The sequence below is a fragment of the Burkholderia pyrrocinia genome (genome assembly GCF_018417535.1).
GTDB lineage: Bacteria > Pseudomonadota > Gammaproteobacteria > Burkholderiales > Burkholderiaceae > Burkholderia > Burkholderia pyrrocinia_E.
In genome coordinates this window covers 2,987,076-3,008,693 of record NZ_CP070978.1, presented here as the reverse complement: position 1 = coordinate 3,008,693, position 21,618 = coordinate 2,987,076, and the positions used below count along the sequence as shown (strand labels likewise).

Annotated in this window: 19 protein-coding genes; 11 read left to right on the top strand and 8 right to left on the bottom strand. The window is 68.9% G+C overall.

Translation table 11 applies throughout. The features are described 5' to 3' along the window. Positions 1–25 precede the first annotated feature (25 nt). The 3 genes from JYG32_RS31630 to JYG32_RS31620 are packed head-to-tail and all read right to left on the bottom strand — an operon-like array spanning position 26 to position 3,703. Entirely contained in the window at positions 26–1,162 is a 1,137-nt protein-coding gene (locus JYG32_RS31630) for an aromatic ring-hydroxylating oxygenase subunit alpha (RefSeq protein ID WP_249744794.1), read from the bottom strand. Between the two features lie 4 nt (positions 1,163–1,166). After that, positions 1,167–2,765 carry a GH3 family domain-containing protein gene (locus tag JYG32_RS31625; protein ID WP_213266224.1) on the bottom strand — a complete coding sequence of 533 codons (1,599 nt, stop codon included), beginning with the start codon at positions 2,763–2,765 and terminating at the stop codon, positions 1,167–1,169. Further along, positions 2,765–3,703 carry a fatty acid desaturase gene (locus tag JYG32_RS31620; protein ID WP_213266223.1) on the bottom strand — a complete coding sequence of 313 codons (939 nt, stop codon included), beginning with the start codon at positions 3,701–3,703 and terminating at the stop codon, positions 2,765–2,767. The genes JYG32_RS31625 and JYG32_RS31620 overlap by 1 nt, the downstream gene beginning before the upstream one ends. 95 nt (positions 3,704–3,798) lie before the next feature. On the opposite strand from JYG32_RS31620, the gene JYG32_RS31615 reads away from it, so the two are divergent. Further along, positions 3,799–4,686 carry a metal-dependent hydrolase gene (locus tag JYG32_RS31615; RefSeq protein WP_213266222.1) on the top strand — a complete coding sequence of 296 codons (888 nt, stop codon included), beginning with the start codon at positions 3,799–3,801 and terminating at the stop codon, positions 4,684–4,686. Continuing rightward, positions 4,683–5,576 carry a hypothetical protein gene (locus tag JYG32_RS31610; RefSeq protein WP_213266221.1) on the top strand — a complete coding sequence of 298 codons (894 nt, stop codon included), beginning with the start codon at positions 4,683–4,685 and terminating at the stop codon, positions 5,574–5,576. Before JYG32_RS31615 ends, JYG32_RS31610 begins: the two co-directional genes overlap by 4 nt. Before the next feature lie 16 nt (positions 5,577–5,592). Here the strand turns inward: JYG32_RS31610 and JYG32_RS31605 are convergent, their stop codons facing one another. Next, positions 5,593–6,708 (bottom strand): hypothetical protein, encoded by a 1,116-nt coding sequence (locus tag JYG32_RS31605; RefSeq protein WP_174381387.1) that lies wholly within the window; start codon positions 6,706–6,708, stop codon positions 5,593–5,595. 10 nt (positions 6,709–6,718) lie between these two features. Beyond that, complete coding sequence (locus JYG32_RS31600; RefSeq protein WP_174381388.1) at positions 6,719–7,429, bottom strand: hypothetical protein; 711 nt, start codon at positions 7,427–7,429, stop codon at positions 6,719–6,721. A 61-nt stretch (positions 7,430–7,490) separates the two neighbouring features. Between JYG32_RS31600 and JYG32_RS31595 the strand changes: the two genes are divergently transcribed. Beyond that, positions 7,491–10,178, top strand: coding sequence for a fatty acid desaturase (locus JYG32_RS31595; protein ID WP_213266220.1), 2,688 nt, complete (start codon positions 7,491–7,493; stop codon positions 10,176–10,178). Next, positions 10,136–11,041, top strand: a complete 906-nt coding sequence (locus tag JYG32_RS31590) for a metal-dependent hydrolase (protein WP_213267520.1) — start codon at positions 10,136–10,138, stop codon at positions 11,039–11,041. Before JYG32_RS31595 ends, JYG32_RS31590 begins: the two co-directional genes overlap by 43 nt. 88 nt (positions 11,042–11,129) lie before the next feature. Here JYG32_RS31590 and JYG32_RS31585 read toward each other — a convergent pair whose 3' ends face one another. The 3 genes from JYG32_RS31585 to JYG32_RS31575 all read right to left on the bottom strand — a co-directional run bounded on the left by JYG32_RS31585 (position 11,130) and on the right by JYG32_RS31575 (position 14,188). Next, entirely contained in the window at positions 11,130–11,861 is a 732-nt protein-coding gene (locus JYG32_RS31585; protein WP_213266219.1) for a ribonuclease T2, read from the bottom strand. A gap of 246 nt (positions 11,862–12,107) precedes the next feature. Beyond that, positions 12,108–12,686 (bottom strand): hypothetical protein, encoded by a 579-nt coding sequence (locus JYG32_RS31580; protein ID WP_213266218.1) that lies wholly within the window; start codon positions 12,684–12,686, stop codon positions 12,108–12,110. A 98-nt stretch (positions 12,687–12,784) separates the two neighbouring features. Beyond that, the gene (locus JYG32_RS31575) at positions 12,785–14,188 is read right to left on the bottom strand and encodes an HdeD family acid-resistance protein (protein ID WP_213266217.1); all 1,404 of its coding nucleotides are present in this window, start codon (positions 14,186–14,188) and stop codon (positions 12,785–12,787) included. 359 nt (positions 14,189–14,547) lie between these two features. On the opposite strand from JYG32_RS31575, the gene JYG32_RS31570 reads away from it, so the two are divergent. From JYG32_RS31570 to JYG32_RS31540, 7 genes are all read left to right on the top strand, one after another. Further along, complete coding sequence (locus JYG32_RS31570) at positions 14,548–15,186, top strand: hypothetical protein (RefSeq protein WP_213266216.1); 639 nt, start codon at positions 14,548–14,550, stop codon at positions 15,184–15,186. An 84-nt stretch (positions 15,187–15,270) separates the two neighbouring features. Beyond that, the gene (locus JYG32_RS31565) at positions 15,271–15,828 is read left to right on the top strand and encodes a helix-turn-helix domain-containing protein (RefSeq protein ID WP_213266215.1); all 558 of its coding nucleotides are present in this window, start codon (positions 15,271–15,273) and stop codon (positions 15,826–15,828) included. Positions 15,829–15,907: 79 nt separating this feature from the next. Further along, positions 15,908–16,489: an HD domain-containing protein gene (locus JYG32_RS31560; RefSeq protein WP_213266214.1), complete on the top strand. Its 582-nt coding sequence runs from the start codon at positions 15,908–15,910 to the stop codon at positions 16,487–16,489. Between the two features lie 55 nt (positions 16,490–16,544). Then, positions 16,545–16,709: a hypothetical protein gene (locus JYG32_RS39745; protein WP_433960867.1), complete on the top strand. Its 165-nt coding sequence runs from the start codon at positions 16,545–16,547 to the stop codon at positions 16,707–16,709. Positions 16,710–16,998: 289 nt separating this feature from the next. After that, entirely contained in the window at positions 16,999–18,192 is a 1,194-nt protein-coding gene (locus tag JYG32_RS31550) for an efflux RND transporter periplasmic adaptor subunit (RefSeq protein WP_213266213.1), read from the top strand. 2 nt (positions 18,193–18,194) lie between these two features. Continuing rightward, positions 18,195–20,219 (top strand): MacB family efflux pump subunit, encoded by a 2,025-nt coding sequence (locus JYG32_RS31545; protein WP_213266212.1) that lies wholly within the window; start codon positions 18,195–18,197, stop codon positions 20,217–20,219. Between the two features lie 12 nt (positions 20,220–20,231). Further along, the gene (locus JYG32_RS31540) at positions 20,232–21,605 is read left to right on the top strand and encodes an efflux transporter outer membrane subunit (protein ID WP_213266211.1); all 1,374 of its coding nucleotides are present in this window, start codon (positions 20,232–20,234) and stop codon (positions 21,603–21,605) included. The last annotated feature ends 13 nt before the right edge of the window (positions 21,606–21,618 follow it).

Sequence of the window (21,618 nt, the reverse complement as noted above, 5' to 3'; positions counted from 1 at the left end):
CCCGGCGCGACATCGCCTGCCGCGCCTACAGCTCGAACCGCATTACCTTCTCGCCGCACTGCTCGGCCGGCAGCGGCTCGCCGCGCTTCACCGCGTCGAGCAGCCGGTCGATCGCGACATGCACGATGTCGGCGCGCACGTTGTGCGGGCGGAATCCCGGCGCGTTGTCGAGGCCCTGCCGGTGCGCGCGCATGATCCGCACGTCCTGCTGGATCACGAGGTGCGTGTACAGGTTCAGCAGCGGCCGCAGCGCGCGCAGCACCCAGCGCGGCAGCCTGAAGCGATACGCGATGTACGTGTAGACGCGCGAGCGGCGCGCATCGATCGGCGTGATCTGGCTGACGATCAGGAACCCGGAACGCTCGCCCCACAGGTAGTCGCAGCGCGTCACGTTCGGCGCGATGAAGCGGTCGACGTGCGCGAGCGACACCCGATCGGGGTTCGTGAGCCAGTCGACGCAGAAACCGATCTTGTCGTCGCCGTCGTGGTAGGTGACGGCGACGCTGTCCGGCGTCGCCGCGACCGTCGCTTCCATCGCCTGGCCGCGGCTGCTGCGGAAGATCCCGTCATGCACGAACACCGTATGCGGCACGTCCATGAAGTTCTGCGCGAGCATCGCGATGTCGCCGTCGAACGTGTTGACCATGAAGTACGATTGCCACGGCACGACGTCGCGGAACGGCATCCGGAATATCGCGCGCGCCGACGAATCGCCTGCGCCGAGGTACACCCAAACGAGCCCGTCGAGCAATTGCACGGGCAGCGTGCGCTGCCGGAACGGATAGCGGCCGGGCGTGCCCGTCGGCCGCGTGCCGTCGATGCTCGGCACATGGACGACCTGCCCTTCCCCGTCGTAGCGCCAGCCGTGATACGGGCAGACGAGCGCGTCGCCGTCGACCTTGCCGGCCGACAGGCGCGTACCGCGATGCACGCATTGATCGATCAGCGCGGCAATCCGACCGTCGCGCTGCCGGAACAGCACGATGCCGGTGTCGAGAATCCGGACACCGAGCGGCTTGTCGCGCGGGAGTTCGCGTTCGGTGCACGCGACGAACCATTGCTCGTGCAGGCCGTTGGCGGGCAGCGCAGGTTCAAGCGCGTGCGCCGCGTCGCGCGACGGGCAATCCTGCCCGCATCCGCGTGGTTCGATCATGTCGTTCATTGGGTCATTCATCCGTCATCGCGAGCAGCGCATCGGCCATCGGCAGCCGCGTCACGAGCGCGCACGGCTTCACGTCGCCCGCGCGAATGCCGGCCCGTTCGGCCGCCTGCTGCAACAGGTCGCCGAGCCGCGCCGGCGAGCGGGCCAGCCAGCGCACGCGCAGCGTGCCGAGCTGGCCGATGCGGCGCGCATGCGCGTAATGGAACGCCTGCGCCAGCTCGGCTTCGACGGCGGCGCGCATCGCGTCGGCTTCGTCACCGCCGATGTCTCCGGCGACGCACAGCACGTAGTGCGGCAGCCCTTCCCGCGCGGCGCACGGCACGATGCACGCACCGACTTCGCCGTGTTGCCCGCGCGCCCGGTTCAGTGCAGCGGCCGCGATCGGCTCGTCGAGCTTTTCGCCGACGAGATCGACGCTCGCCGCCGCACGCCCGACGAACGCAATGCGCGGTGTGCGCGCGGTCATCCCGACCACGCGAACGCGATCGCCGAGCGCATGGCGATACAACCCTCCGCCCGTGGTCAGCAGCACCTGTGCGTCGTCGCCGGGCCGCAGCCCTTCGACGTCGCACACGCTGCCATCGCCGCGCACGAATTCAAGGTAGTGGCTATCGATCGCCAGCGGGCAGCCGTCACCCTCGCCGAACGGAATGCTGGCGACGCCTTCGGTCGCGAACAGCCCCTTCGGCAGCCATTGCACGCTCGGGAACCGCACGCGCAACGCATCGGCGTAATGCTTGCTGGGGCCGTCCAGCCAGCAGCTCACGGCGGCCAGACGCGGCCACAGCGCGCGGCAATCGCCGTCCGCGATCGTGCGGTGCAGTGCCGCGCGACGGTCGGCCGGCAACGATGCTTCGACCCACGCGAGATCGCGCGCGCCGTCGGCATCGTCGCGATCGAACAGCGGACGCAGCACGCTCGTCAGGAACGTCGGGCTCCACACGCTGATGAACGCGAGCGCTTCGTCGGCGACCAGCGTGCGCAACGTCTCGCGCCGCCACGTCGACGCATCGCCGGTCAGCGGCGGCACGAGCAGCGTCGACGCGAGCGCAGCCGCGCTGCTGTCGCCGAGATAATCGAGATCGCTCGCCGAGCCGACCGGAATGCCGTTCGGCGCGACGCCGGGCGCCTGCAGCGACGGCGACATCGACCAGTACGCGCGCCCTTCGCCGAGCGCCGGACACCCGCGATACATGTCGGCCAGCCACACGATCATCGCAGCCTGCAGTTCGCGCAGGAACGCGGGCGTATACGGAATCAGCTTCTGGCGCGCGGTGCTGCCGCTCGTCCGTTCGAGGAACACCGGGCGCTCGGCGGTCAGCACCGGTTCCCGTTCGTGCGATACGCGATCGAGCCACGGCAGGAAGTCGGCGGCCGTATGTACGGGCACGCGCTCGCGGAACTGCGCGGGGCTGTCGATCCGGTCGAATCCGAACCGGCGCCCGAACGCCGTGTCGCGGTTCGCGGCGAGCAGCGCCATCAGCCGCCGCGCCTGCGCATCGCCCGGCGCATCGAGGCCGGCCAGCCAGCGGTCGACGTCCGGCTGCGCGGCGCGCGCGAACGCGCGCCATGCGTCGGCCGGGCTGCGGGCGGTGGCGTCCATCAGAAATAGGTCTTGTCGAGTTGCGCGAGATCGTCGGGCAGCCGGCGCGGCGCCACGAAGATCGTGAGCCAGCCGTACCACAACGGCCGCGTCTCGCGCAGGTCCGACGCGGCGTGCATGTCCTGCCAGCGCAGCGCGGGGCGGCGATGGTGCGTCAGGTTGTAGTTGAAGTTCAGCAGCAGCCAGCGCACGGGCGTCGGTGCACGCATGTTGTACGTGCCTTCGACGACATCAAGCGGCGTGCGCATGTGGTACACCCATTGCAGCGACGACCACGAGAACGCGAACGCGACGTACGCGATCAGTACCGCCGACACCGACCAGTCGAGCAGCCAGCCGGCCAGCAGCCACGCGCCGACAGCGGCGAGCGTTTCGTAGCGGATGCGGCGGAAGTCGGCCGTCGTGAATTCCTTGAAGGCGGCCGCATAGGTGTTGTCGTCGCCGCGCGCGGCGAGCCGCTGAATCGTGCGGCCGGGCACCAGCGCGAGCACGAAGCTGCCGACGACACTGCCGAGCCAGATGCCACCGAGGATCGCCGCGTAGTATTCGATGCGCTTGCGCAGCAGCGATTCGTCCGCCGTCGCGAAATCCGCGCGCTCGGCGCGCGTGCGGTTGCGCACGTGATGGCCGAGATGGTTCACGTGAATGAGTGTCGCGGCCGAACCGAACATCGTGGAAGCCCACCACATCATCATATAATTCGCGATCGGCCGGCGATGCCCGAACCCGTGAAAGGTTTCGTGCATCATCGAGAACACGCCCTGCATCACGAGGCAGAACGGCACGAGCACGAGCCACTTGATCGCGCCGGCACCCGTATGCGAGAGCCACGTGAGCGTGCCGGCCCACACGATGCTCTGCAGCGCGAGCACCAGCAGGTTCGCGCGATCGTAACGTCGGGTCTGTGCCGCAGCGGCTTGCGCGCTCGGTCGGTTCATGGCTCGGAATGGCGGTTGTTTGCACGGGAGGATACAACAGATGCGTCAGCCGCCGGTAACGGCCCGGGCCGCGCGCGGAACGAGGCCGAACTAGCATGCGCCCGGGTCGCTCCACCGACACCTCCCCCGCCGCGTCGCGGATGCCGGCGCGCGCCGTGCGCTTCGACATCGACGAACGCATTCCGCGCCATTGGTATCGCGGCCTGTGCCATGTCACGCGCTTTTTCGACGCGTTTTCCGTGATGTTCCCGCTCGGCGAGCGCTTCTTCATCGAAAGCGTGCGACCGTTTCGCGACCGCATCGGCGACGATGCGTCGCTGGCGGCCGAGGTCGATGCGTTCGTGCGGCAGGAAGCGTCGCATATCCGCGTGCACCGGCTCTACAACGCGCGCCTCGCGTCGCAACGCGTGCCGGTCGACGCGCTCGAAGCGCTGCTCGAAAAGCGCCAGCGCAACGCCGCGCGCCAGGTGTCGCCCGTCACGCGGCTCGCGCTGACCGCGTGCCTCGAACACTATACGACGATCCTCGCGCACCGCCTGCTGAGCGACCCGGCGATCCTCGACGGCGCCGATCCGACAATGGCGGCCGTGTGGCGCTGGCATGCGATCGAGGAAACCGAGCACAAGACCGTCGCGTTCGACGTGTTCGCGGCGGCCATGCCGAACGCGGTGCGGCGCTATGTCGTGCGCTGTGCGGCGATGCTCGGGATCTCGGTCTACTTCGTGATCGACCTGGTCTTTTTCGTGCATCGCCTCGTCGCGATCGACGGGCAGACGCGGAACGTGCGCGGCTGGCTGCAACTGCTGCGCTGGCTGTTCGTCGCGCCGGGCATCTTCACGCGCGTGATGCCGCTGTGGCTGTTCTGGTTCTCGCCGCGCTTCCATCCCGATCGCATCGACAGCGACGCGGCGCTGCGTGCCGCGCGTGCCACCCTCGAACCGTATCTGGCCGCAGCCGAACGCGAACCGGAATCGCACGCATGATGCGCGCGCCGTGGACGCCCGACGGGTTCGACGACTGGCGCCGCCACTATCCGGCGACGCCGTTCGCACGGGCCGACGCGGCGCTCGACCGGACCGACGCGTTCATCGACGGCTGGATGCAACGCACCGCCCGCCTGCCGCTGACGACGACGATCGTGCTCGTCGCCGGGCTGTACTCCGAATGGCTGCCCGGCTGCAATCGCAGCGCGCGGCAGACGCTCGGCGCGGCCGGCTACCGCGTGCTGATGGTGCCCGTGCGCTCCGCTCGCGGCGTGGTCGATCAGGGCGCGCATATCGGCGTGTACCTGCGTGCGCATCTGCCGGCCGGCGGCGAATTCGTCGCGCTCGCGCATAGCAAGGGCGGCATCGATACGCTCGCCGCGCTCGTCGGCGATCCGGTGTTAGCGAAGCGTTGTGCGGGCATCGCGCTCGTGCAGCCGCCGATCGGCCCGTCGTCGATCGTCGATACGATCTTCCGTCATGGCCTGCCGCCGCACGCGGCCGCGCCGTGGCCCGACCGCATCGCGCACCGCCTGCTGCGCACGCGCTGGGCGGACGGCGGGACGCGCGACATCAGCAGCCGGCGCGATCCGCGCGTCGGCGCGATGCTCGCGGCGCTGCCGCGCGACCTGCATCTCGTGCATGCGGTGAGCTGGTCCGTCGAAGCGTCCACGCGCTTCGATTCGCATCACGCGCGGCTGAACGGCCATCGCCCAGGCTGCGCGCACGACGGGCAGTTCTATCTCGAACACCAGGTGATGCCGGGCAAACCGCAGATCTGCCTGCCTCGGCTCGATCACGGCCAGCCCGTGCTCGGCGGGCTCGGCTTCGACGCGGGGCGCTTCTGGCTCGCCGTTGCCGACCTGCTGCACGTCACGCGGCCGGCGTGAGCCGCACCGCCCGTCGTCAGACCAGATAGATTTCGAAGCCCGGCACGCGGCCGGCCAGCAGCCCGTCGATCGGCTCGGTCGGCTCGCCGGTCGACAGCGTATAAAGGTCCATCGGCGTACGCGCCGCACGATAGCGCGCGAGCGCCGGCCACAACGGATCGGCGTCGTACAGGCAAAGCTGCAGCAGCGCATGGCGATCGCGCACGCGCGCCCACGCGGCGTCGAGCAGCGCCGCGAACACGGCCGGATCGCGGCCGCGCACCTGCAGGTGCGTCAGGTAGACGTCGCGCAACGGTTCGCCGGGCCCCGCGATGCGCGGGCGGCGCAACGCGGGCGCCAGCGCGTTGAACGCGACGCGGATCGCATTCAGCGGCAACGGCAGGCGTTCCAGCACGATCCGCTTGATGTCGCCGGCATCCCACGGCGCGACGCAGCCGAGCAGGTTGTCGCGCGCGTCGAGCGCCAGCAGGAACGAATCGATGCCGAACGCGGGCCACGTATCGAGCCGGCGCGCGAATTCCGCGTCGGAGAACACGCAGCCGAACGGCTGGCGGCGCGACTCGGCGTCGAGCAAGGCGCGCAATGCGTCGGCGTGATGCGGCTGTGCATTGACGATCCGCACGCCGGGCGGCAAGCGCACGGCGGACGACAGGCCGCGTTGCGCGTAGATCGACACGTTCTCGTAGCCGTGCCAATGCGCGAAGCGCAACCGGTGCTCGCGCCGCGATCGCGCGAGCGATTGCATCGCGAGCCGGTTGTCTCGAATCATGCAGCAATACGCGTGATGCACGCCCGCCTCGCGCCGCAAGGCGGCGAAACGCTCGCGCACCGCGTCCGTCCATCCGCGCGACAGCCGGCGGTCGGGCATCAGCCGCAGATCGCCGAGATAGGCGACGGGCTGCACGCGTTCGCCGAGATAGCCGTCGCGCACGACGAGGCTCGCGATCCCCTTCAGCGCCGCCTGCTCGTCCTCCGCGAGCCACACTTCGTGGGCGGACGCGTGGCAACGGTGCAGTGCGAAGTAGTCGGGTGCCCGGTCGAAACGCAACGGCAGGCTGCCCTGCATCGCATGGCGGGTCTGGAAATCGAGGATGCGCGCGTTGTCGGCCGGCTGCGCGAGACGAATCTGCATGCGTGCCGGCTCACGCGCCGTCGAACAGCCGGCGCGCCAGCGGCCGCAGGTTCGCCGCCGACAGCTCGCACAGACACACAAGCTCGTCGCCGCGCGCATACCCGGGGTTGCGCGCCAGGAAATAATCGACGTCGGCGAGCCGCTGGTGCGCGGCCGGCACCTCCGCGAGCGTGGGTGTCAGCCGGCCTTGCGGTGTGTCGAACGACAGGATGCCTGTCGCAGGGTCGTAGGCACGCCCGTAGCGGTCGGCGGCCAGATGGTCCATCAGGTCCTGCGTGGCCGATGCGCTTGTGCCGCCCGCGCGCGGCGCGTAATCGCGCGCGAACGCGCGCAGGTAGCGGTATGTGCGATGCCCCTTGCAGATGAGGAACCAGTACAGCGGCACCGCAGGCGCCTGCCGCCACACGTCGCCCGCATGACGGATCCACGCGAATGCGAGATGCTGCGTGCCCCAGTGCGCGGGATCGATGATCGTGTCGCCGGAAAAGATCACGCGAATCGACGCGTCGCGCCAGCGGGTCTCGTACTGCTTGAGCGTCGAGAAGCCCTGGATTGCACCGCCGCCGTCGCGCAGCACGATGCAGTGCGTCTTGTCGCCGAGATCGCGGTCGAACTGCGCGCGCCCCGTGTCGCAATAGGACGCCGCATACAACGAGAACATCCGGTCGATGTCGTCCGGGCGCAAGGCCGCACGGTCGACGGCGGTGGCGCGCAACTCCATCGGGCACTCCTGCAAGGCTGAACACCTTGCTATGATAGCCGGTCATCCGCCCGCTCCCACCATGTCCCAGGTCCTTTCCCGCCAGGATGCGAACGTCGCGCCGATCGCCCGGCCATGGTTCGTGCTCGTCGCCTACCTGATCGTGACGGGCATGCTCTATCGCTTCGTCACACACCGGCCGCTCGGCCCGGTCGAGATCATTCCGGCGAGCGCGCTCGATCAGGCGATTCCCGTGCTGCCCGGCACCGTGCCGCTCTACCTGACCTACCTGTTCGTGATGCCCGCGCTCGTGTGGCTCGGGCGCGGCCGCGCGTGGCTGCTGCCGGCGTTCTTCGCCGGCGCGCTCGCGGCCGGGCTCTGCCTGACAAGCCATCTGCTTCACCCCACCGCGATCGTGTGGCCCACCGCCGATACCGGCTGGATCGCGTGGCTGCAGCGGCTCGATACGCCGCTGGCCGCGTCGCCGAGCGGGCACATCGCACTGCCCGTCGCGATCGCGAGCGTGCTGCTCGCGCTGCGCAAGCGGCCGGCCCTGCTGTTCGTCGCGTGGAGCGCGCTGCTGGCGGCGACGGTGCTGACCACCGGCCAGCATCGGGTGGCGGATGTCGCAGCGGGCGGTACGGTCGGCCTCACTGCGGGCGCGTTGACGATCGCACTGTTGCGGCTGCGAGCGAATCTGCGTACGACAGCCGCGCTGCTGATCGAATGGGCGTGCATCGTCGTCGCGCTGCGTGTCGCGATCGCGCTCGATGCGTGGTACCTGACCGCGCTTGCGGCGCTCGTCGTCGCGACCCGACAGCATGCACTGTTCATCCTGTATCACGACGCGGCGCACTATCACCTTGCGCGTGGCCGTGGCCTCAATGACTTCCTGATCAACCTCGCGATCGGCGTACCGGGGCTCGTGCCCGTCGAGTTCTACCGGCCGCTGCATCTCGCGCATCACCGGCATCTCGGCACCGCGCAAGACCCCGAGCGTCGGTTTCTCTATCACGGCCAGCCATGGCGGTTCCGGCCGCTCGACGCGCTCGCGCTCGCGCGGCAACTGCTCGGCGATCTGTTCGTGCTGAACATGGTGCGCAACATGGCCGCGTTTCGACGCGCCGGCGCGCCGCCCGTGCGGCTCGGGCGGCCGTTTCATGCGGCGGCGGCGGTATGGGTGGCGATCGTCGCACTGCTCGTGTGGGCCTGTTCCGCGCGAACGATTCTGCTGGTCGCGGCGCTGTGGTTCGTGCCGCTGCTCACGCTGTCGGTGCTGCTGCAAAAGATTCGCAGCATGGCCGAGCACAGCGGCGGGCCCGATGCAACGCCGGGCTGGAGCGACTGGACGTATTCATGGCGAACCGGATGGATCGGCCGCGTGCTCGTGTGGCCATACCACATCAATCTGCATCTGCAGCATCACCGCAATCCGTCGATTCCGTGGCATGCGTTGCCGGAGGCGGTGGGTAGCAACGAACGCCGACTGGAGTCGCGCGAACTCGTCGCGCTGCTCTGGCGCGGGCGCCCGGTCGCCGAACGGCGTGCCGCGGCCTTCGAGCAACCCGATACGGGCACCCGAGCTGCAGACGCCGATATTTCATCCAGTCGATACGCGGAACACCAAGCATCGCCCGACCTGCCGCCAGGCCATGCGGCGGCATTACCGAGGATGCCTGGCATTCAGGTGCTGCGCGGTGTCGCCATCCTGCTCGTTCTGATCCAGCACTATCTGCTGGCGCTACCCGATGCCGGTGCCGCGGTCGACAAGCTGTCGCTCTGGGGCGGGGTCGATCTCTTCTTCGCGATATCGGGGTTCGTGATCAGCCGCTCGCTGCTGGCCGGACGCGCAACCGATCGCATCGATGGCGCCACATGGCGCGCGTTCTGGATCAGGCGAATTGGCCGGTTGCTGCCCGCCGCCTGGACGTGGCTCGCCATCGGCATCGCACTCGGCTTCACGCTGACGGCGTTCGGCCGCCTCGACACGGCCGCACAACTGCGCGCAACGGCCGCCGGTGCGTTCGGCTACGCCAACCTCTTCTGGGCCGGGTGCCATGCGAGCGGCGCCGCGGTGCAATGCGGATTGCCGCAGTTGACGGCGATCTACTGGAGCCTGTCGCTCGAAGAACAGTTCTACGTCGTGCTCGCGACTGCGTTGCTCGTGGTGCGGCTGCGCACGTTGCTCATCGTCTCGCTGACGGGTGTCGCACTGCTCAATACCCTGTCCTATCATGCGCTCGATCTGCGCTGGTTCCTGCGTGTCGACGCGCTTGTGCTCGGCGCAGGCGTGTATGCGTTCCACCGAACGCAGGCATCTCGTCGCCTTGCGGCCATGCTCGCCGTCCGAAGCCTCATGTCGCCGGCCAGGATCGCGCTGCTGGCAATCCTCGTCTGCGCCCCGCTCATCTCGGCACGCGCACCCATTGCCGTCATCGCGCTGGCTGCCGCCGGCCTCGTCTGGCTGGAAGCGGCCGGCAACCATCGACGCGGCGTGCCGCGCCCAGGCCGGTTCAGCGTCGCGATGTGCTGGGTGGGCGAACGAGCGTATTCGATCTATCTCTGCCACCTTCCGGTCCTGCTCGTCACCTACGAAATACTGTGGCGCGCCGGGGGATTCGCGTCCGTCGGAGGGTCGCAACTGGCGCTGGCCGGCATCGGGTCGCTGAGCGCGATCGCGCTGATTGCCTCACTCTCGTACCGCTATCTGGAGCAGCCCGGCATTCGATGGAGCCAGCACCTGACACGCCCGGCAACCGAGTCGACATGAAATTTCCCTTCCGGCGTTCGCGCACGCCCGATGCGATGCGTGCCTCGCCCCCGATCCCGCAACGCGACCTGCGTTTCCCGCTCGACGACACCATCCCGCGATACTGGTATCGCGGCCGGTGTCACGTCACGCGCTTCTTCGATGCGTTCTCGATCATGTTCCCGCTCGGCGAACGGTTTTTCATCGACAGCGTCAGCCATTTTCGTGACAGGATTCCCCGCGATACGCCGCTCGCTGAAGACGTCGCAGGATTCATCCACCAGGAAGCCACGCATATTCGCGAACACCGGCGCTACAACGACCGTCTCGTCGCACAAGGCGCCCCGGTCGAACAACTCGAAGCGCTGATCCGGCGCCGCCAGCAAAACAGCCTGTCGGCCATGCCGGCCATCACGCGTCTCGCGTCGACGGCCTGTCTCGAACACTTCACGGCGATCCTGGCCCACCAACTGTTGCGGCACTCGGAGGTGCTCGACGGGGCGGATCCGCGAATGGCAGCGATCTGGAGATGGCATGCGATCGAGGAAACCGAACACAAGGCGGTCGCATTCGACGTGCTTGCCGCCATCGAGCCGCGATCGCTCAGGTGCTACCTGATTCGCTGCGGCGCCATGCTGGCGGTCTCGGTGTATTTCGTCTTCGATCTAACCTATTTCATGTACCGCCTCGCCGCCGCTGATCGGCAGCGCAGCAATCTGCGCGAATGGGCGCGCCTGCAATGGTGGCTGTTCGTGCATCCGGGCATCTTCACGCGGATCCTGCCAGCCTGGCTGTTCTGGTTCGCGCCGCGGTTTCACCCTGACCGGATCGACAGCGGCGAGGTGCTGCGAACCGCACGTCGAGCACTCGAGGAACGGGTCTGAGATCCCGGGGCGGCAGCCGTCGCCATGCATGCCGGAACAGTTCGGCACACGCCGGCCGGCATGCCGCTGCCGACCGGCGAACCCCGCGTTACTTCGCGATATACACGCCCGACGTCGGGCACGTGCCCTGCGTATTGCCGTCCGTCACGAGCGACGCGGCGCTCGGGAACTGCGTGGTCGCATTCGTCTTCACCGCGATCCACGCTTCGGTGAAATAGCTGACGCCATTGGTCTTCGTGCACTTCAGCGACACCGCGCTGCGCGTATTGCTGCCGAACGCGCCTTCGAACGCGGACAGCAACTGGTTACGCGTGACCGTGTTGCCCGCGTTCGCCTGCAGGTATGCATTGAACGACGTGTTGCCGAGCCGGCTGATCATGCCGGACGCCTGGTTCCAGTACGCATCGGGCGACGCCGAATTCGAGCAGGTGCCGTGCTTGAACCATTCGTGCTTGTCGAGGCACGACGCGACGCCCGGCATGTACGTCGACAGCGTGTTGCGGGTCGCGCTGCTGATCGGGTAGGCGTCCATGCTGCACCACTGGTGCGCGTTGTCGAGATCGACGTCGCTCTGCGGCACGCCGCAGTAGAACGGCTGGTTGCCGTCATATCGGTTCGGCCACAGGCCATGCAGCGACAGGCTCGTCGCCGCATACGAGCCGGCGAGGTTCGTGCATTCGGGCGTGTCGTGCGACGCGCAGAAGCCGGGCTCCCACGAGGCGGCGAGCAACAGGTAGTCGTAGCTGGTCTGCGCGGTGGCGTGCAGTGAAGCGGAAGCGACGGCGAGTGCGGCAGCGGCGCGGGCGAGCGTCTTGAGCATGGCGTTTCCTCGGAAAAGGCTTGCGGTCGCGGGATGCGCCGCAAGATTGTCGAATGTCTGCCCGGGATTGTTGCTGCCGCAACGTGGCACGAATGTGAAGGTGGCCGAATTATGTGCGGTGGCACGGCCACGCGCCGTCGCGCCGCGCGAAATCGTCGCGAACCGCAGGCGCGGGCGCTCATACCGCGCCCCGCCCGATACCGCGCACGGCCGATGCGTGCCGCGTTCCCGGCGGCACGCCGTCGCTCACGATCCGGCACCCAGCTGCGTGCACGCACGCGCGGCCGATTCGGGGCCTTCGAGCACGAGGATCTGCCACACGCCGACGCTGACGCGCCGGCGCGCCGCCGTCGACGAATCGGCCAGCAACGCCTCGACGCGCGGCGCAGCGCCCGGCGCCTGCTGCTTCAGCGCCGCGTGATGCCGCGCGCGCGACGCCGGCTCGGATTCGTACACGTCGCACAGGTGCACCATGCCGGCGAGGCCGGCCACGTCGTCGTCCTTGTCGATCGCGCCCGCCTCGACCGGCGCGAGCCCGTCGCGCTCGGCCGCCGGCAGCTTGCTGCGCGCGCCTTCGTCGATCGACGTGGCGAACGCCGGCGGCAGCCCGCCGATCGCCGCAACGATCCGGCTGCCCGCGGCGATCATGTCGCCCTGGCACTCGATCTTCTCGTCGGCTGCGACATTCGAGCAGAACGACACCGAGGTCCGGTACACGTCGTTGCTCATGCGCGGCACTTCGTCTTCGGCCGCATGCGCGAAGCCGGCGCTTGCCAGCGCCAGCGCAGCGGGAATCAGGATGCGGAAAGCGCTCGTCTTGTTCATTGTTGTTCGACCGTATGGGGGTTCTTGTCGCGGGCAATCTCGCCGGGCCGCACGGTAGCAGCCCCTGCGGCGCCGGGCCCTCGTCCGGCGCCACGCGATCACTTCGTCGACGCAGCCTCCGATCCGCCGGGCGACAGCGCCGCGCTGTCCTGCTCGCGCCACGCGCGGCGCGACGTCATGATCGCCTTCACCGCCGAGCGCGCGACCTTCCACCACGCGAACGGCCGCGGGTCGGCGAGCATGCTGAGCGCGCGCGCATAGTCAAGCGTGAGCCCGGGCGTCCACGCCATCGTCACCGCGCGCTTGCGGATCTGCGCGGCAACCCACAGCTCGGGCGTGAGCAGCAGCCGGACGAACGCGCCCCACCCGGCCCGCGCGCCCTTCAGCCGCCACACCGCGCCGTCGAGCGCGGCTTCGAGCGCGTTCGACACGGTGCTCGAGCAGTTGCGGTGCGTGAGGTTGTACGTCACGTTCTGCCGGTATGCCGACCAGAATGCATCCAGCTTCGCCGGATCGTAGTTGCGGATCCGCACGCGCACGGTCGACGGGCACCACGCCTTCGACTCGGTCGCGTAGTCGGGCTGGAACAGGCCCGGGACATCGTTCTCGCGCGTCGCACGCAGAATGCGCGTGAATTCGTCCGGAGAACGATCGATTTCGACACCCGGATACAGGCTGATATAGATGCCCTCAGGCGACTCCAGCGCCGCGTGCCCGGTCGAGATCACACCGTTGACGTCCACCGCCGCGATATAGCGGTCGATCACCGGATAGCGCTGCGCTTCGGCCTTCGACGTGCCGGTCGGCGTCCACACGTGCACGGTGAGCGCGCGCTCGCCGTCGGCCGGCGGGCCGTCCCATTCGCTTTGCGCGAAATGCGGCCGGTCGCGCGCATCGTCGAGATCCGGCGCGAGCGCCGGCGCGGGCGACGTCGCGAACGCGGGATTGCGCGTGAGCCGCCGCACGCGTGCGGCGAGGCTCAGCATGTGCATCCCGCCAAATATCAGCAGCAGGCCGAGGCAGTACGGCACGGTGCCCACGTAGTGCGTCGGGTACGGCTGGAAGAAGAAGATCGCCAGCAGAATCTCGACAACACCCCACGCGAACGCGACGTTCCAGCGGCGGTAGCGCACCATCCATGCGGACGTGCATTGCAGCAGCCCGTCGACGAGGAACAGCGTGCCGAAGATCATCGACAGCAGGAAGTGGCCGTGGTGATGCCCGGCGAACACGAGCCCCGCGGCCACCACGACGACGATGCCCTTCACGTAGCGCAGGATGCGCTGCCCGCCGACGCCGCTGCCGGCCACCGCGAGCGTCGCGAGCCCCTCGATCAGGAACAGCCACGCAAACAGCTCGATCGGGAAATGCAGCGCACCGTCGAGCGCGTCGACGAAGATGACGGCACCCGCGACGACCCACAGCCAGCCGAGCACGGTCAGCCCGCGCCAGCGGGTTCGCAGATATTCGATGCCCAGCAGCAGCAAGACCAGTCGTACCATCGCGCCCTCGTGTCATTTTTCTGGATACGCGCGGCCACGCGTTTCCTGTCATGTCGACCGTGCGTCGTGCCACGCGCCGGTCGGAAAGCGGCAATCGGTGCCGGCGCGTCATGCCGTCGACATGACCGATGGCGGCCGGCACGCGCCGCTCTGGCCGAATAATAAGATATGACGGAGTCGGTTGAAAGCCTGCCGAAAACGTTTTCGGCAGGCCCGGGGATCCCGGTGCGCCGCCGGATGCGGCGCGATCGACAACGCTGCCATGGCAGATTTCCCGTTCGACAACGGGCGGCGAATGCGCCAGAATCCCCGCTCCGAGGGCGAAAGCCACTGCACCGCACCAGACGGGACGACAAACAATGAACGTATCGATCACGCGCCGGCGCCTGCTGGCCGCCGGCGTGGCCGCGAGCAGCCTCGCGCTGTCGGGCTGTTTCACGCCGAAGCTGTACAAGGACGACGCCTACAGCGAAGAGGTGTCCGGATTCATGATTACCGAGGACGGCAAGAGGCTGGTCGTCCTCGGCACGCGCTACCACTACATCGTCGATCTGCCGGCCCAATTGCGGCCGGTACTGCAGTCCGGCTACCGGAAATCGCTGCGCACGACGTTCGCCGGCTTTCATGCGAGCGGCGGCAGCATCACCGGCCACTACCGGATCCTGTTGCCGAAGGTCGCGTCGGAAGACGATCGACAGGCAGCCACCGCCGACGGATTCACGAGCGCGCCGGCCGGTCTCGTGCTCGAAGGCGACATCGACGGCAAGCGCTATTCGACGGAAGGCTTCGCCGCGAAGGACAACGGGCCCGCGCAGCCGTTCAACCGGCCGTATTCGGTGTACATCAGGGAATCGCCATCCGTGGTCGGCATGGGTCTGCGGATTCTCGCCACGCCGATCACGGTTGCCGCCGACGGCGTGCTCGTGCTCGGCGGCATCGTGCTCGTGCCGTTCGCGGCGATTGCGATCCAGGCAAACGGCGGCCTCCGGATCATGTAACGGCGCGCGCGTCGCCCCTGCAGCACCGGTGGCAGCGGCCCGCGACACGCGAGCGCACACAACGACCGCAACCGGAGCATCGCCATGACCGCCTCACCGCTTCACACGCCACCGCTCGGCCCGCAGCTCAAGCGCTGGCGCGCGCTGCACCGCGTGAAGCAAAGCCACGCGGCCGAACTGTTCGGCGTCGGGCAATCGACGATCTCCCGCTGGGAAGCCGGCCTGCAGCAGATGTCGCCCGACGAGCGCACGACGGCCGAGCGGCTGCTCGCCGCGCGCCTCGATTCCGCGGGCGACCACGCGCTCGCGCGCCTCATCGCGGGCAGCGCGGGCCGCATGCATCTCGTGTGCGACCTCACGCACCGCCTGCTCGCCAGTTCGCCGGCGCGTGCGGCCGAATTCTCGCAGCCGCTGCCGATGCTGCTCGGCACATCGCTGTGGCGCTACGCGACGCCGGAGATCGTCCGCATGGAAGCCGCGCTCGACACGCTCGGCTGGCACGACCGCGCGGGGCCGCCGAGCGTCGAATTCGACACCGGCGCGAATGCGTCGCGCGTCGTGCCGATCCGCGGCAGCAGGTGCCGGTGGACGCGGATGACGCTGTCGGACGGTTCGGCCGCGCGGCTCGTGGAAACGCTGTAGCACGCCGCGCATATTTCATGCGTGGACGAACTGCGCCCGGCCGCCTTACGCTTGATGGCCCATCGCAAGGACTCCGACCATGACCCCCGACACGATCCACGCGCGGCTCGATTTCCTGCGCGAAGCCGAACGCCTGAAGGACGTGCTGCGCAGCGGCCACACGTCGGCCGGGCGCGCGGAAAGCACGGCCGAGCATAGCTGGCGGCTGTGCCTGATGGCGCTCGTGTTCGCCGACGCGCTGCCCGGCATCGATACGCTGAAGCTGCTGAAGCTGTGCGTCGTCCACGATCTCGGCGAGGCGCTGCACGGCGACATCCCCGCGATCGAGCAGGCCGCACACCCGGACAAAAGCGCGCACGAACGCGACGACCTGCTGACCCTGACGGCGTCGCTCGATCGCACGCTGCGCGACGAGATCGTCGCGCTGTGGGATGAATACGAAGCAGCCGCGTCGCCGGAAGCGCGCGCGGCGAAAGCGCTCGACAAACTCGAGACGATCCTGCAGCACAACCAGGGCAGCAATCCGCCCGATTTCGACTACGCGTTCAATCTCGGCTACGGCCGGCGCTATACCGATGCCGCGCCGCTGTTCAGTGCGATCCGCGATATCGTGGACGCGGATACGCAACGCAGGATCGATGCGGGCGGGCAGCGCGCGTAAGCTCGCGAGATCGGGCGCGCGGCACCGCGCGCCCTGCTCGCACGAGGCTCGCCGCATGACGCGGAACATCTACGACGACCCGGCCTTCTTCCAAGGCTACAGCCGCCTGGTCCGCTCGGTTCACAGCCTCGACGGCGCGCCGGATCAGGTCGATTCAATGCCCGCGCTCGACGAGGAACACGACCGGCCGATGATGGCAATCGTCGCCGCACAGCGGTAACACGGGCCGCAGCACGCGCTGCGGGCCCTCGCTCCCCCCTTTTCACAGATCGCAACAATGATGCCGCCCGGCCCCCGCGCCGGCGCGGCGCTCGCACAATTCAGCACAATTTCCACACGATTTGGCGAGAATTCCTCGCTTACCATGAGCGCCTGATTCGAATCGGCACGCCCGCGCGATGCGTACGCGGAGGCCGTCGCGGGCGACATGCCCGGCATGCGACGCCGACAGGATCGTCCCGCCCGGCCGCACGCATCGCCGGCGCCCGCTTCATCCTCGCCGCATTCTCATGACTCAGAAGACCCATCGCCGCCGGCGCATCGTGCTCGCCACCCTTGCCGTCGTCGCGATCGCCGCCGGCGTCGCGCTGAAGGCCTGCGCGCCCGACAAGCATCCGCAGTACCTGTCCGCGCCCGTCACGCGCGGCGATCTCGAGAACGCCGTGCTCGCGACCGGCGCGCTGCAGGCGTTCAAGCAGGTCGACGTCGGCGCGCAGGTGTCGGGGCAGTTGAAGACGCTGAAGGTCAAGCTCGGCGACAAGGTCGCGAAGGGCCAGTGGCTCGCCGAAATCGATCCGGTGATTTCCGAAAACGCGCTGCGCCAGGCGCGCGCCGGCGAAGAAAGCCTGCGCGCGCAGCACCAGTCGACCGCCGCGCAACTGACACAGGCGGAGCTCGCGTTCCGGCGTCAGCAGGCGATGCTGCCCGACGATGCGACGTCGCGCGAAGCGTTCGAGGCCGCGCGCGCGACGCTCGACGTGCAGCGCTCGACGCTCGCGTCGCTCGCCGCGCAGATCCGCTCGGCCCGCATCCAGATCGAGACCGCGCAGGCCAACCTCGGCTATACGCGCATCGTCGCGCCGATCGACGGCGAGGTCGTCGCGATCGTCACGCAGGAAGGCCAGACCGTGATCGCGCAGCAGCAGGCGCCGGTGATCCTGAAGCTCGCGGATCTCGACACGATGACCGTGAAGGCGCAGGTGTCGGAAGCCGACGTGATCCGCGTGAGCGCCGGCCAGACCGCGTATTTCACGATCCTCGGCGAACCGGACAAGCGCCACTACGGCAAGCTGCGCGCGATCGAGCCGGCGCCGCAGAACTACGCGGAAGCGCAGAGCGCGCTCGGCGGCGGCGCGGGCGGCGGCGCGAAGCCGAACGCCGCGGTGTTCTACAACGCGCTGTTCGAAGTGCCGAATCCCGAGCATCGGCTGCGCATCTCGATGACCGCGCAGGTCGGCATCGTGCTCGGCAACGCGCGCAACGCACTCAACATCCCGGCCGCCGCGCTCGGCGAGAAGCGCAAGGACGGCAGCTATGCGGTCCGCGTGCTGCGCGCCGACGGCAGCACGGATACGCGCAACATCCGCATCGGCATCAACAACAACGTACGCGTCGAAGTGCTGGCCGGCCTGAAGGACGGCGAGCGCGTCGTGATCGGCGAAGCCGCCGCCGACGAGCACGCACCGCTGGCGGACGTGGTGTGACGATGCGCCAGCCCCTGCTGAAACTCTCGAGCGTCACGCGGCGCTTTCCGGCCGGCGACAAGGACGTCGTCGTCCTGAACAACGTCAACCTGTCGATCGACGCGGGCGAGATCGTCGCGATCGTCGGCGCGTCGGGTTCAGGCAAGTCGACGCTGATGAACATCCTCGGCTGCCTCGATCACCCGAGCGAAGGCACCTACACGGTCGGCGAACGCGACACGCACATGCTCGACAGCGACGAGCTCGCACAACTGCGCCGCGAGCACTTCGGCTTCGTGTTCCAGCGCTATCACCTGCTGCCGCACGTCGATGCGGTCGCGAACCTCGAAATGCCCGCGATCTATGCAGGCACCACGCGCGCGGAGCGGCACGAACGCGCGCGCGAGCTGCTCGCGCGCCTCGGGCTCGCGGATCGCGCGCACCACCGGCCCGGGCAACTGTCCGGCGGCCAGCAGCAGCGCGTGAGCATTGCGCGCGCGCTGATGAACGGCGGCCAGGTGATCCTCGCCGACGAGCCGACCGGCGCGCTCGACACGAAAAGCGGCCAGGACGTGATCCGCATCCTGCACGAGCTGAACGCGCTCGGCCATACGATCGTCATCGTCACGCACGACAAGGACGTCGCGCGCCATGCGCGGCGCATCATCGAGATCAGCGACGGCGAGATCGTCGCCGACCGGCGGAATCGCCACTATGCGGAAGCGCTCGCGGAAGCCTGCGTCGACACGACCGAAGAATCGGCCGGCGCGCCGTCCGCACGCGATCGGCACGACGACCCGCCGCCCGCCGACGCAGACACCGGCACGCGCGCGCGCCGCTTCGCGGCCGGCACCGGCCGCTTCGCCGAGGCTTGCCGGATGGCGTGGATCGCGCTCGTGTCGCACCGGCTGCGCACGCTGCTGACGATGCTCGGCATCATCATCGGCATCACGTCGGTCGTGTCGATCGTCGCGATCGGTGAAGGTGCGAAGCGCTACATGCTCGACGAGATCGGCAGCATCGGCACGAACACGATCAACGTCTATCCGGGCACCGACTGGGGCGACAGCCGCGCGGACTCGATCCAGACGCTCGTGCCGGCCGATGTCGCCGCGCTCGCCGAGCAGCCGTACGTCGACAGCGCGACGCCCGAAACGTCGCGCACGCTGCTGCTGCGCTACCGCAACATCGACGTCAACGCGCTCGTGAGCGGCGTCGGCGACCGCTTCTTCCAGGCGCGCGGGATGCGTTTCGCGCTGGGGGTCGCGTTCGACGAGGACGCGGTACGCCGCCAGGCGCAGGTGGCCGTGATCGACCAGAACACGCGCCGCAAGCTGTTCGGCGCGACGCGCAATCCGGTCGGCGAAGTGATCCTGGTCGACAATGTGCCGTGCGTCGTGATCGGCGTCACGGCCGACAAGAAGAGCGCATTCGGCAGCGTGAAGAGCCTGAACGTGTGGGTGCCGTACACGACCGCGAGCGGACGCCTGTTCGGTCAGCGCCATCTCGACAGCATCACCGTGCGCGTGCGCGACGGGCAACCGAGCGCCGCCGCCGAGAAAAGCCTCGAAAAGCTGATGATCCAGCGCCACGGCCGCAAGGATTTCTTCACGTACAACATGGACAGCGTGGTCAAGACCGTCGAGAAGACCGGCCAGTCGCTGACGCTGCTGCTGTCGCTGATCGCCGTGATCTCGCTCGTCGTCGGCGGGATCGGCGTGATGAACATCATGCTCGTGTCGGTCACCGAACGCACGCGCGAGATCGGCATCCGGATGGCGGTCGGCGCGCGCCAGTCCGACATCCTGCAGCAGTTCCTCGTCGAGGCCGTGCTCGTCTGCCTGCTCGGCGGCACGATCGGCATCGCGCTGTCGTTCGGGCTCGGCGCGGTGTTCTCGATGTTCGTCGCGCAATGGAAGATGGTGTTCTCCGCCGGCGCGATCGTGACGGCGTTCGTCTGCTCGACGCTCACCGGCGTGATATTCGGTTTCATGCCCGCGCGCAACGCGTCGCGGCTCGATCCGATCGATGCGCTCGCGCGCGACTGACGGAGCCCGGCCATGACCTGTTCCTCACCGCTTCACCGCCTGGGCGCATTCGCGTGCGCGGCCGCGCTGCTGGCCGGCTGCACATCCGCTCGCCACGCGCCGCTGCCGGCCGTCGCGATGCCCGCGAACTGGGAAGCGCCGGTCGCGGCCGGCGCACCGGCCACGACGCGCGACTGGTGGCGCAGCTTCGGCGATCCGCAACTCGACCGCTTGATCGACGACGCGCTGCGTGCCAACAACGATCTCGCGATCGCGGCGATCCGCGTGTACCGCGCGCAACTGCAGGCCGGGCTCGTCGACACGAACCTGACGCCCACCGTATCGCTCGGCGCGAACGGCGCCGCGTCGCGCACGCTCGATACGCACCGGACGAGCCGGTCGAGCGGCGTCACCGGTTCGCTCAGCTATGAAATCGACCTGTGGGGCCGGCTGGCCGCGCTGCGCGATGCCGCGCACTGGGAAGCCGACGCAACGGCCGCCGATCTCGAAGCCGCGCGGCTGTCGCTGATCGGCACGACCGCGTCGCTGTACTGGCGGATCGGTTATCTGAACCGGCAGATCGCGCTCGGCGACGCGAACATCGCGTATGCGGTGCGCACGCTCGCGGTCGTCCGGTCGCGGCATGCGGCCGGCGCCGTGTCGGGGCTCGATCTCGCGCAGGCCGAACAGAGCCTGTCCGCGCAACGCGCCGCGCAGACCCAACTGATCCAGCAGCGCACCGAGAACCGCCACGCGCTCGCGCTCCTGTTCGACCGGCCGCCGCAGCAACGCGCGGCCGAACCGTCGGCACTGCCCGACGCGCCGCCGCCGGAAGTGGCGGCCGGCCTGCCGGCCAGCCTGCTCGGCCGGCGCCCGGACCTGCGCGCGGCGGAATTCCGGCTGCGCGAATCGCTCGCGCAGGTCGACGCGACGCGCACCAGCTTCTATCCGACCTTCACGCTGACCGGCAGCGCCGGCACGACGAGCACGAGCCTCGAGCGCGTGCTGATGAATCCGGCCGGCACGCTCGGGCTCGGCCTCGCGCTGCCGTTCATCCAGTGGAACACGATGCAGTTGCAGATCAAGGTGTCGAAGTCGCAGTACGAGGAAGCGGTGGTCGGGTTCCGCCAGCGGCTCTACACGGCACTCGCGGAAGTCGAGAATGCGCTGTCGGCGCGCGTGCAGCTCGAACGCGAGGCCGAACAGCGCGCGCTGTCGCTGGCCCAGGCGCAGCGCGCCGAACAGCTTGCCGCCGCGCGGTTCGCGGCCGGCGCGACCGCCGTGCAGCCGTGGCTCGACCAGCAGCAGCGGCTGCGCGACGCGCAAAGCGCCGACGAGCTGACGCGGCTGAACCGGCTCAACAACCAGATGACGCTGTACCGCGCGCTCGGCGGCGGAATGTCCTGACCGGCGCGGCCGC

Excerpts from the sequence above, each read along its gene's own strand:
- JYG32_RS31580 (WP_213266218.1), bottom strand. The coding sequence starts at position 12,686 with ATGAACAAGACGAGCGCTTTCCGCATCCTGATTCCCGCTGCGCTGGCG.
- JYG32_RS31625 (WP_213266224.1), bottom strand. The coding sequence starts at position 2,765 with ATGGACGCCACCGCCCGCAGCCCGGCCGACGCATGGCGCGCGTTCGCG.
- JYG32_RS31590 (WP_213267520.1), top strand. The coding sequence starts at position 10,136 with ATGGAGCCAGCACCTGACACGCCCGGCAACCGAGTCGACATGAAATTT.
- JYG32_RS31610 (WP_213266221.1), top strand. The coding sequence starts at position 4,683 with ATGATGCGCGCGCCGTGGACGCCCGACGGGTTCGACGACTGGCGCCGC.
- JYG32_RS31545 (WP_213266212.1), top strand. The coding sequence starts at position 18,195 with ATGCGCCAGCCCCTGCTGAAACTCTCGAGCGTCACGCGGCGCTTTCCG.
- JYG32_RS31585 (WP_213266219.1), bottom strand. The coding sequence starts at position 11,861 with ATGCTCAAGACGCTCGCCCGCGCCGCTGCCGCACTCGCCGTCGCTTCC.
- JYG32_RS31595 (WP_213266220.1), top strand. The coding sequence starts at position 7,491 with ATGTCCCAGGTCCTTTCCCGCCAGGATGCGAACGTCGCGCCGATCGCC.
- JYG32_RS31550 (WP_213266213.1), top strand. The coding sequence starts at position 16,999 with ATGACTCAGAAGACCCATCGCCGCCGGCGCATCGTGCTCGCCACCCTT.
- JYG32_RS31615 (WP_213266222.1), top strand. The coding sequence starts at position 3,799 with ATGCGCCCGGGTCGCTCCACCGACACCTCCCCCGCCGCGTCGCGGATG.
- JYG32_RS31540 (WP_213266211.1), top strand. The coding sequence starts at position 20,232 with ATGACCTGTTCCTCACCGCTTCACCGCCTGGGCGCATTCGCGTGCGCG.
- JYG32_RS31575 (WP_213266217.1), bottom strand. The coding sequence starts at position 14,188 with ATGGTACGACTGGTCTTGCTGCTGCTGGGCATCGAATATCTGCGAACC.
- JYG32_RS31605 (WP_174381387.1), bottom strand. The coding sequence starts at position 6,708 with ATGCAGATTCGTCTCGCGCAGCCGGCCGACAACGCGCGCATCCTCGAT.
- JYG32_RS31570 (WP_213266216.1), top strand. The coding sequence starts at position 14,548 with ATGAACGTATCGATCACGCGCCGGCGCCTGCTGGCCGCCGGCGTGGCC.
- JYG32_RS31620 (WP_213266223.1), bottom strand. The coding sequence starts at position 3,703 with ATGAACCGACCGAGCGCGCAAGCCGCTGCGGCACAGACCCGACGTTAC.
- JYG32_RS31600 (WP_174381388.1), bottom strand. The coding sequence starts at position 7,429 with ATGGAGTTGCGCGCCACCGCCGTCGACCGTGCGGCCTTGCGCCCGGAC.
- JYG32_RS39745 (WP_433960867.1), top strand. The coding sequence starts at position 16,545 with ATGACGCGGAACATCTACGACGACCCGGCCTTCTTCCAAGGCTACAGC.
- JYG32_RS31560 (WP_213266214.1), top strand. The coding sequence starts at position 15,908 with ATGACCCCCGACACGATCCACGCGCGGCTCGATTTCCTGCGCGAAGCC.
- JYG32_RS31565 (WP_213266215.1), top strand. The coding sequence starts at position 15,271 with ATGACCGCCTCACCGCTTCACACGCCACCGCTCGGCCCGCAGCTCAAG.
- JYG32_RS31630 (WP_249744794.1), bottom strand. The coding sequence starts at position 1,162 with ATGAACGACATGATCGAACCACGCGGATGCGGGCAGGATTGCCCGTCG.